This is a genomic window from Pseudomonas sp. RIT357, from assembly GCF_000632245.1.
Taxonomy (GTDB): Bacteria; Pseudomonadota; Gammaproteobacteria; order Pseudomonadales; family Pseudomonadaceae; genus Aquipseudomonas; species Aquipseudomonas sivasensis.
Map to the genome: position 1 here is coordinate 57,805 of NZ_JFYX01000018.1, position 9,296 is coordinate 67,100.

The window sequence follows — 9,296 nt, forward strand, 5'->3', positions numbered from 1 at the left end:
TCTCGCGCTCTAACTGCCTTCTTCTATATCCAGCAACAAGTTTTCCAACGCTTCACGGTACGCCCCCGGCTCCTGCCACAGGCCACGCTGTTGCGCCTCCAGCATACGCTCGGTCATGTCCCGCAACGCCGCTGGGTTGTGCTGCTGCACAAACGCGCGGGTGTCGGGGTCGAGCAGGTAGGCGTCAGCGAGCAAGGCGTATTGATGATCGTCGATCAGCGCGGTGGTGGCGTCGAAGGCGAACAGATTGTCCACGGTCGCGGCCATCTCAAACGCACCTTTATAGCCATGACGCTTCACCCCATCGATCCACTTGGGGTTGGCAGCGCGGGCACGGATCACCCGGTTCAGCTCTTCCTTCAAGGTGCGGATCTTCGGCAAGTCCGGCTGGCTGTGATCACCGTGATAGCTGGCAGCCTTATCGCCGCTCAGGGTTTCCACGGCGGCGAGCATGCCGCCCTGGAATTGGTAGTAATCGTTGGAGTCGAGCAGGTCGTGCTCGCGGTTGTCCTGGTTTTGCAGCACGGCCTGCACCTGGCTCAGGCGCTGGGCGAACTGCTCGCGGGCGGCGGTGCCTTCGTCGGCGCCGCCATAGGCGTAGCCGCCCCAGTTCAAGTAGACCTCGGCCAAGTCCTCGCGGCTTTGCCACAGGCGGCCATCGATCGCGCCCTGCACGCCTGCGCCATAGGCACCGGGCTTGGCGCCAAAAATGCGCCAGCCGGCCTGTTTCGCCGCGGCCTCTTCATCCAGGCCAGACGCCAGCAACGCCGCGCGTTCGCTGCGCACCTTGGCGGCCAGTGGGTTCATGTCGTCCGGCTCATCCAGCGCCGCCACCGCCTGCACCGCCGCGTCAAACAGGCGGATCAAGTTGGCGAAGGCATCGCGGAAAAACCCGGACACCCGCAGCGTCACATCCACACGCGGGCGGTCCAGCAGGCTGACCGGCAGGATTTCAAAGTCGTCCACCCGCTGGCTGCCGGTGGCCCACACCGGGCGCACGCCCATCAGCGCCATGGCCTGAGCGATATCATCGCCGCCGGTGCGCATGGTCGCGGTGCCCCAGACCGACAGGCCCAACTGGCGCAAATGATCGCCGTGGTCCTGCAAATGCCGCTCAAGAAGCAAGCTGGCCGACTGGAAGCCGATGCGCCAAGCCGTAGTGGTGGGCAGGTTGCGCACATCGACGGTGAAGAAATTGCGCCCGGTGGGCAGTACATCCAAGCGCCCACGACTCGGCGCGCCGCTCGGACCTGCCGGCACGAAACGGCCGTCGAGGGCATCCAGCAAACCGCGCATTTCCGCCGGGCCGCAGGCATCCAGGCGTGGTGCCACGACGATGCGCAGGCTTTCGATAACCGCTTTCACGTCTTCCCAGCCGGGTTCTTCCAACTGTTCAAGGGGACCTTCCAACGCCTGCTCGATCAGCCGCGCCGCGTACAACTCCAGACGCTCGCGGGTGTCGCCGGCGGTGCGCCACACCTGCGCATCGATGCTCTGCAACACGGCCGGGCGGCGCCCGGTCCACGGTTCGGCCAGGGCGCAGTCCAGCGGGTCGAAGCCCAGCCCAAAGGCCTTTGCCAACACGCGCAGCAAGCTCGATTGCGGGCCACGGCCATCGCCTCGGGGGATGCGCAGCAAGGCCAGCAACGTATCAATGCGCAAACGGCCTTGCGGCGATTCACCGAAGATATGCAGGCCGTCGCGGATCTGCGATTCCTTCAAATCACACAGGTAGGTGTCCAGGCGCGGCAGCCAAATCGCCGCATCGGCGTCGCCATCCAGTTCAAGCTCCTGGTCGATACGGGTTTCGCGCACCAGCTTAAGGATGTCTTTTTGCAGCTCACGGGCACGGCGTGGGTCGAGCAGTTGGGCCTCGTAATACTCGTCCGCCAACAGCTCCAGGTCACGCAGCGGGCCGTAGGTTTCGGCGCGGGTCAGCGGCGGCATCAGGTGATCGATGATCACTGCCTGGGTGCGCCGCTTGGCCTGGGCGCCCTCGCCCGGGTCGTTGACGATAAAAGGGTAGATATTCGGCAGCGGCCCCAGTATCGCGTCAGGCCAGCAGTGTTCCGACAGGCCCACGCCCTTGCCTGGCAGCCATTCCAGATTACCGTGCTTGCCCACATGGATGACGCCATGGGCGCCATAGGTGTGGCGTAACCAGAAATAGAACGCCAGATAGCCGTGGGGCGGCACCAGGTCCGGGTCGTGGTACACCGCACTGGCGTCCACCTGGTAACCCCGCGCCGGCTGGATGCCGACGAACGTCAGGCCCAGGCGTAGGCCGGCGACCATCAGGCGGCCATCGCGGAACATCGGATCGTTATGGGGCGTGCCCCAGCGCTCCAGCACGGCGCGCTGGTTGGCTTCAGGCAGGCGCTTGAACATCGCTTCGTACTCATCCAGGCCCAGGCTTTGATGGCACGGGCGCAGGTCGAGGCTGTCCAGATCGTTGGTGACGCCACCCAGCAAGTCGTGGATCAAGGCGGTGCCGCTTTCCGGCAGTACCGCTGGCACCGGGTAACCTTCAGCTTGCAACGCACACAGGATATTCAGCGCCGCCGCCGGGGTGTCCAGGCCCACACCGTTGCCGATGCGGCCATCGCGGGTCGGGTAGTTGGCAAGGATCAGCGCGATGCGTTTATCCGCATTCGGCACACGCGCCAGTTCGACCCAACGGCGAGCCAGCTCGGCGACAAAATCCATACGCTCGGGCGCTGCGCGGTAGCACACCACGTCCGACTGGCTGCGTTCGCTGCGCCAGGCCAGGTCTTTGAAGCTGATCGGCCGGCTGATAATGCGGCCGTCCAGCTCCGGCAAGGCAATGTGCATCGCCAGGTCGCGCGGACCCAGGCCTTGTTCACTGGCCTCCCAGCCGGGCTGGTTGTCCTGGGCGCAAATCGCCTGGATCACCGGAATATTGCGGCGAAATGGGCGCAAATGCGGGGCTTCGGGGCTGGATTGGGCAAAACCGGTGGTATTCAGAATCACCGATGCCTGCACTTCATCCAGCAAATCCTCGACCACCGCGAGGCAGCCGGGCTCTTTCAAACTGGCCACCGCCATCGGCAACGGGTTGAGGCCCGCCGCCTGCAAGCGCTGGCAGAACACATCGATAAAACCGGTATTGGCCGCCTGCAAATGGGAGCGATAGAACAGCACCGCCACCACGGGATGGTCGGCGTGCCAATCTGCCTGCCAGTCGCTCAGGCAAGCATTGGCTTTGCCGGGATGATAAATCGCCGTACGCGGCAAGGCTTGCGGCTCGGCCCACGGGTAGTCGCGGCCCATATAGCCGCTGGCCAGGCAGCGATAAAAGTCCAGCGCGTTGCCCAGCCCGCCCTGGCGCAGAAACTGCCATAGGCGATCCCGCGCCTCGACGCCGACGGTACTGAGACCGCTGAGTTCCGGGTCCGGGCGATCATCCCCCGGTACCAGGATCAGCTGCACACCGCGCTCGGCCAACTCCACCAAACGCTCGATGCCGTAGCGCCAATAACCGATGCCACCGTGCAAGGAAATCAGGATGACCTTCGCGTGGCGCAGCACCTCATCGACATACAGGTCGACCGAAGCGTGGTTCTGCACCTGCATCGGGTTGGCCAGGCGCAGGCTCGGGTAGCCATCCGGCAACTGCTGGGCCGCTTCGGCCAGCAGCGCCAGGCTGGAATCACCGCTGCACAGGATCACCAGCTCGGCGGGGGTTTGTCCAAGGTCGGCAATATTGTCGTCCGCGACAAAACCACCGGGCTGAGTCCTGAGCAGGTGCATGGATTAAACGCTGAGCGCGGCGCGCAGTTGCGCTTCGAGGCCGACCGCATCCAGGTCCTGGCCGATCAGCACCATGCGCGTGATGCGTGCTTCGTCAGCACCCCAGGCTCGGTCGAAGTGTTTGTCAAAGCGGGTGCCCACGCCCTGGATCAACAGGCGCATCGGCTTGTTCGGGATCGCGGCGAAGCCTTTGACACGCAAGATGCCGTGTTGCACGACCAGTTGAGTCAATGCGTCGAGCAGCAGCGCTTCGTCGGCCTGGGGCAGGTCGATGGAGATGGAATCAAACGCATCGTGGTCGTGATCGTCTTCACCTTCGTGGTGATGATCGTGATGGCTATGACGACCGTCGATATGCTCTTCGGAGCCAGCGCCCAGGCCAATCAACACGTCCAGGGGCACGCGGCCGCTGCTGGCCTCAATGATTTTGACGGCTGGCGGCAGCTCTTCGGCGACTTCCAGGCGCACACGGGCCAGGTCTTCCGGGCTGATCAGATCGGCCTTGTTGAGGATGACCAGGTCCGCGCTGGCCAGTTGGTCGGCGAACAGCTCGTGCAGTGGCGACTCATGGTCCAGGTTCGGGTCGAGTTTGCGCTGGGCGTCCACTTGATCGGGGAACGCAGCAAAGGTACCGGCGGCCACGGCCGGGCTGTCGACCACGGTGATCACCGCGTCAACCGTGCAGGCGCTGCGGATTTCCGGCCACTGGAAGGCTTGCACCAGCGGTTTTGGCAGGGCCAGGCCCGAGGTTTCGATGAGGATATGGTCGAGGTCGCCGCGACGGGCGACCAGTTCGCGCATCACCGGGAAGAACTCTTCCTGCACGGTGCAGCACAGGCAGCCGTTGGCCAGTTCGTACACGCGGCCGTTGGCTTCTTCTTCGGTGCAACCGATGGAGCACTGCTTGAGGATTTCACCATCAATGCCCAACTCGCCGAACTCATTGACGATGACGGCGATGCGACGGCCCTGGGCGTTGTCGAGCATATGGCGCAGCAAGGTGGTTTTGCCCGAGCCGAGGAAGCCGGTAACGATGGTGACGGGGAGTTTGGCCAGTGTTTTCATCGGATGCCCTTGGGGGCGGGCATACGGGACGATAGGCCCTGCGGCGCGGCGCAGAAGCGGATTTCGTCACCGGATCACCCCGCCCGGTTGAATTAGAAAATCGGTTGCGAGGCAGGTCTCCTGGCTTAGGGCTTGCGGGTCGTTAGACCGGCGCCGGCTGCGCCTTCCCGCCGTTGATGGCAGTGGCGTGGCAGTCGGATGAACCCTTCACAGTTGCGGGGGCAGCCGCGGATTGAACCGCGTTCCCTTCTTAGCTTCGGCCTGGGCCGAAGAACCTCGAAGGTGCAAGGCTACAGGGGCTCGGTGAATTTGACTACCGTCGCTCTGCATGCTTTCCTACATGCCTTGTTTCGGGTGCCCTTCACAGGGTGAAACGGGAAACCGGTAAATCATGGCTGCCATGACCAGTCCGGTGCTGCCCCCGCAACGGTAAGCGAGTGAAGCGTCAGATCCACTGTGCCTGTAAGGCATGGGAAGGCGATGCTTTATAGACCCAGTGTCCCTCGCAAGCCCGGAGACCGGCCCGAAAAATCAGATAACAAACCCGCGGTGGGCGGGCGCTGTTCGGAACTCTGCGTGCCTGGCTCGCGGGGTTTTCATGCGCTCGTTTCATCCAGACACCTGAAAGGGACGCGCCATGTCGATCATCAGCAGCACTTCGCACTCCGCCAGCAGCACCTCTACCTTGAGCCAACGCCTGACCGCCGCCATCGGCGCGTCGATCCTCGGCGCGTGTCTGGTGTATTTCGCCGGTTTCTCGCATATCGAGGCGGTGCACAACGCTGCCCACGATACCCGCCACAGCGCCGCGTTCCCGTGCCACTGAGACCTGCCGACATGATCAAGCGTATTGCGCAAACCGCAGGTTTCACCGGCCTGTTGGCCGCGCTGCTGCTGACCCTGCTGCAAAGCTTTTGGGTCGCCCCGCTGATTCTTCAGGCGGAAACCTTTGAAAAAGCCCCGGCGGCAACCGAAGTGGTGCATGAGCACGCTGCCGGCGCTGCTGCCCACACCCACGATGCCGAAGCCTGGGAGCCTGAAGATGGCTGGCAGCGCGTGCTGTCGACCACCGGTGGCAACTTGGTGGTGGCGGTTGGTTTTGCACTGATGCTGGCCGGCCTCTACACATTGCGCGCCCCCACCCGCACGGCGCAGGGCCTGCTGTGGGGCCTGGCCGGTTACGCTACCTTCGTGCTGGCGCCGACGATGGGCCTGCCACCCGAGTTGCCGGGCACCGCCGCCGCTGATCTGGCACTGCGCCAGACGTGGTGGATCGGCACTGCGGCCTCCACCGCTGCCGGGATTGCGCTGATCGTGTTCGGGCGCAACTGGCTGCTGAAAGTGCTGGGCGCTGCCATCCTCGCCGTACCGCACGTCATTGGCGCGCCGCAACCGGAAGTGCACGCAATGCTCGCGCCGCAAGCACTGGAAGCGCAGTTCAAAATCGCCTCACAACTGACCAACGTGGCGTTCTGGCTGGCCCTGGGCCTGATCAGCGCCTGGCTGTTCCGCCGCAAACGCGACGATCAATACTCCGCATGACCTACGTGGTCGGCCTGGGTTGCCAGCGGGGTTGTGAGGTTCATACCCTGCTGGCGCTGTTTGATACCGCTCTCGCCGAGGCAGGGATTGATCCCCAATGCATCACCGCGCTGGCCAGTATCGACCGCAAACACGACGAGCCAGGCTTACTGGCTCTGGCACGGCACTTGAACCTGCCGCTGGAGTGCTTCAACGCCGAGCAACTGGCGATTTATGAACACCGGCTAAGCCACAAGTCCGACGTCGCGTTCGCCCACACGGGGTGTTACGGCATCGCCGAAAGTGCCGCCCTGGCCCTTGTTGAACAGCTCGGCGGCGCGCCTGCCCAGTTGCTCATCACCCGCAAAAAAACCGCCCAAGCCACCTTTGCGTTGGCCTGCGCCGGTTAAAACCCCGATAATCGCCCTCCCCGATCATGAGCAATCTTCATGCTCGCCCGTTTTTTGACAGGAATTCTCCATGACCGTCTACTTCATCGGCGCCGGCCCCGGCGACCCGGAATTGATTACCGTCAAAGGCCAGCGGCTGATCCGTAGTTGCCCGGTGATCATTTATGCCGGTTCGCTGGTGCCTGCGGCGGTATTGGAAGGTCATCAGGCAGAACACGTGGTCAACAGCGCCGAACTGCACCTTGAACAGATCATCGACTTGATCAAGACCGCACACGCCAAAGGCCAGGACGTGGCGCGCGTGCACTCCGGGGATCCGAGCCTTTACGGAGCGATCGGCGAGCAGATCCGCCTTTTGCGGGAATTGGGCATTCCATTCCAGATCATTCCTGGCGTCACCGCCGTAGCCGCCTGCGCAGCGTTACTGGAGACGGAGCTGACCCTGCCAAACATCGCCCAAAGCGTGATCCTGACCCGTTATGCCGATAAAACCAGCATGCCCGCCGGTGAGGGTTTCGACAGCCTGGCGCAGCACGGTACGACCATGGCGATTCATCTGGGGGTGAATCATCTGGAGAAAATCGTCGCCGAACTGCTGCCGCACTATGGCGCGGATTGCCCGATCGCCGTGGTGCATCGGGCGACTTGGCCGGACCAGGATTGGGTAGTGGGCACCCTTAGTGATATCGCCGAGAAAGTCGCGTCCAAAGGTTTTCGGCGTACGGCGTTGATTGTGGTGGGCCGGGTGCTGGCGAGTGACAGTTTCAGTGAGTCGTCGCTGTATCGGGCGGGGCATGCGCACCTTTATCGACCTTGATTTTTCACTTCACAAAAACCCTATAAGCTACTGATAAATATCAATAAATACAGATAAATATGGGAGGATTTTGCTCCTGATAGCGGTGGGTCAGCTTCCAATGGGGCAACTGAGCTACCGCTATCGGGAGCAAGCCCCCTCCCACAGTTAATCTTATTTGTTAGGTTTATTGCGTAAGAACCTGAATTTAAAGCAAAAAAAACGGCGCTCACGGGGCGCCGTTTTTTTGTTTGCAGTGAACGCCTTACTCAGTAGTAGGCGTTTTCTTTCTGCGTGTGGTCCGTCACGTCACGGACGCCCTTGAGCTCCGGAACGCGCTCCAGCAGGGTGCGCTCGATGCCTTCACGCAGGGTCACGTCCGCCTGGCCGCAGCCCTGGCAGCCGCCGCCGAACTTCAGCACGGCGATACCGTCATCGACCACGTCGATCAGGCTGACCTGGCCGCCGTGGCTGGCCAGCCCTGGGTTGATCTCGGTTTGCAGGTAGTAGTTGATGCGCTCGTTGACCGGGCTGTCGGCGTTGACGCTCGGCACCTTGGCGTTCGGCGCCTTGATGGTCAACTGGCCGCCCATACGGTCGGTGGCATAGTCCACCACCGCGTCGTCCAGGAAGGCTTCGCTGAAGTGGTCGATGTACGCGGTGAAGCTTTTGAGCCCCAGGGCGGTGTCTTCAGGTTTCTCTTCACCGGGTTTGCAGTAAGCAATACAGGTCTCGGCGTACTGGGTGCCGGGCTGGGTGATAAAGACGCGGATGCCGATGCCTGGGGTGTTCTGCTTGGACAGCAGGTCAGCCAGGTAATCGTGGGCGGCGTCGGTAATGGTTATGGCAGTCATGGAAACTCCTCACAGGCTTGCCCGGAGTTTACGCCAAATTATTACGGAGGTACAAAGTCCTAGTGTTTTTGTCGGGTTAGGCTTTGGTTTCGGGGTGGTGGTGTGGATGTGGGGCGTATATCCGTTATTTAGATGGCGGCTACAATTGTTCCGCCCTGACGGCGAGTCACTTTTGAAAAGAGCCAGAATGCCGGCCCCGCCAAAAGTAACCAAAAGGCTCTTGCCCCACCACTCGGTGCCTCGCCTAGGCGCGGCATGGCCGTAATCCGACATTGATTTTGGGGGGCGCTTTCAGATCAAAAGGTAGAGCGCGACGGCTTTAGAGCCGACTGGATTTTTGTCTGGTGTACTCGGGTAAAAATGTGGGAGGGGGCTTGCTCCCGATGGCAGTGGGTCAGTTACAGATCTTTTCGCTGACACACCGCCATCGGGAGCAAGCCCCCTCCCACATTTTGATCTCCATGTATCAGATAGGTATCAGCCTGCTTTTGCTCTGCTTTTGCTCTGCTTTTGCCCTGCTTTTGCTCTGCTTTTGCTCTGCTTTTGCTCTGCTTTTGCTCTGCTTTTGCTCTGCTTTTGCTCTGCTTTTGCTCTGCTTTTGCTCTGCTTTTGCTCTGCTTTTGCTCTGCTTTTGATCTGGCCCTTACATCCTTTTCGCTGACGAAGTCAGCGGTCTGTTGATCTGCGCTTTTGATTTTGATTTTGATCCTAGGCGCCCCGTCAAACACGCTGGCCGAACGCAGGCTTGAATCCGTGGGTAACCCGGCAGGACGCCGGGTTAGCCGCGCTGGGCCATGGATGGCCCATCGCGGCGGCCCACGGATTCAAGCCGGAGTGCGGGCACACCGAGCCTAGGCGAGGTGCCGAGTGTTGGGGCGA

The 9,296-nt window shown here is 62.0% G+C and carries 8 protein-coding genes and 2 riboswitches; of the genes, 4 read left to right on the top strand and 4 right to left on the bottom strand.

Annotation, left to right across the window (positions count from 1 at the left end):
• Positions 1-9 precede the first annotated feature (9 nt).
• A complete protein-coding gene (gene cobN, locus BW43_RS13710; protein WP_032887083.1) occupies positions 10-3,771 on the bottom strand; it encodes a cobaltochelatase subunit CobN in 3,762 nt (1,253 codons plus the stop codon).
• A gap of 3 nt (positions 3,772-3,774) precedes the next feature.
• Positions 3,775-4,836: a cobalamin biosynthesis protein CobW gene (gene cobW / locus BW43_RS13705; RefSeq protein WP_032887084.1), complete on the bottom strand. Its 1,062-nt coding sequence runs from the start codon at positions 4,834-4,836 to the stop codon at positions 3,775-3,777.
• Between the two features lie 92 nt (positions 4,837-4,928).
• A riboswitch (cobalamin riboswitch) is annotated at positions 4,929-5,130 on the bottom strand.
• Positions 5,131-5,171: 41 nt separating this feature from the next.
• Positions 5,172-5,378, top strand: a riboswitch (cobalamin riboswitch).
• Positions 5,379-5,473: 95 nt separating this feature from the next.
• On the opposite strand from cobW, the gene BW43_RS13700 reads away from it, so the two are divergent.
• From BW43_RS13700 to cobM, 4 genes are all read left to right on the top strand, one after another.
• Positions 5,474-5,662, top strand: a complete 189-nt coding sequence (locus tag BW43_RS13700) for a CbtB-domain containing protein (protein WP_012723860.1) — start codon at positions 5,474-5,476, stop codon at positions 5,660-5,662.
• An 11-nt stretch (positions 5,663-5,673) separates the two neighbouring features.
• Positions 5,674-6,378: a CbtA family protein gene (locus BW43_RS13695; RefSeq protein ID WP_032887086.1), complete on the top strand. Its 705-nt coding sequence runs from the start codon at positions 5,674-5,676 to the stop codon at positions 6,376-6,378.
• Positions 6,375-6,767, top strand: a complete 393-nt coding sequence (locus BW43_RS13690; protein WP_032887089.1) for a cobalamin biosynthesis protein — start codon at positions 6,375-6,377, stop codon at positions 6,765-6,767. The genes BW43_RS13695 and BW43_RS13690 overlap by 4 nt, the downstream gene beginning before the upstream one ends.
• Before the next feature lie 70 nt (positions 6,768-6,837).
• A complete protein-coding gene (gene cobM / locus BW43_RS13685) occupies positions 6,838-7,584 on the top strand; it encodes a precorrin-4 C(11)-methyltransferase (protein ID WP_032887091.1) in 747 nt (248 codons plus the stop codon).
• A gap of 248 nt (positions 7,585-7,832) precedes the next feature.
• Here cobM and nfuA read toward each other — a convergent pair whose 3' ends face one another.
• Together nfuA and BW43_RS28960 are read right to left on the bottom strand one after the other, a co-directional pair.
• Complete coding sequence (gene nfuA, locus BW43_RS13680; protein WP_032887092.1) at positions 7,833-8,417, bottom strand: Fe-S biogenesis protein NfuA; 585 nt, start codon at positions 8,415-8,417, stop codon at positions 7,833-7,835.
• Between the two features lie 398 nt (positions 8,418-8,815).
• Complete coding sequence (locus BW43_RS28960) at positions 8,816-9,145, bottom strand: hypothetical protein (RefSeq protein ID WP_032887094.1); 330 nt, start codon at positions 9,143-9,145, stop codon at positions 8,816-8,818.
• Between the last annotated feature and the right edge of the window lie 151 nt (positions 9,146-9,296).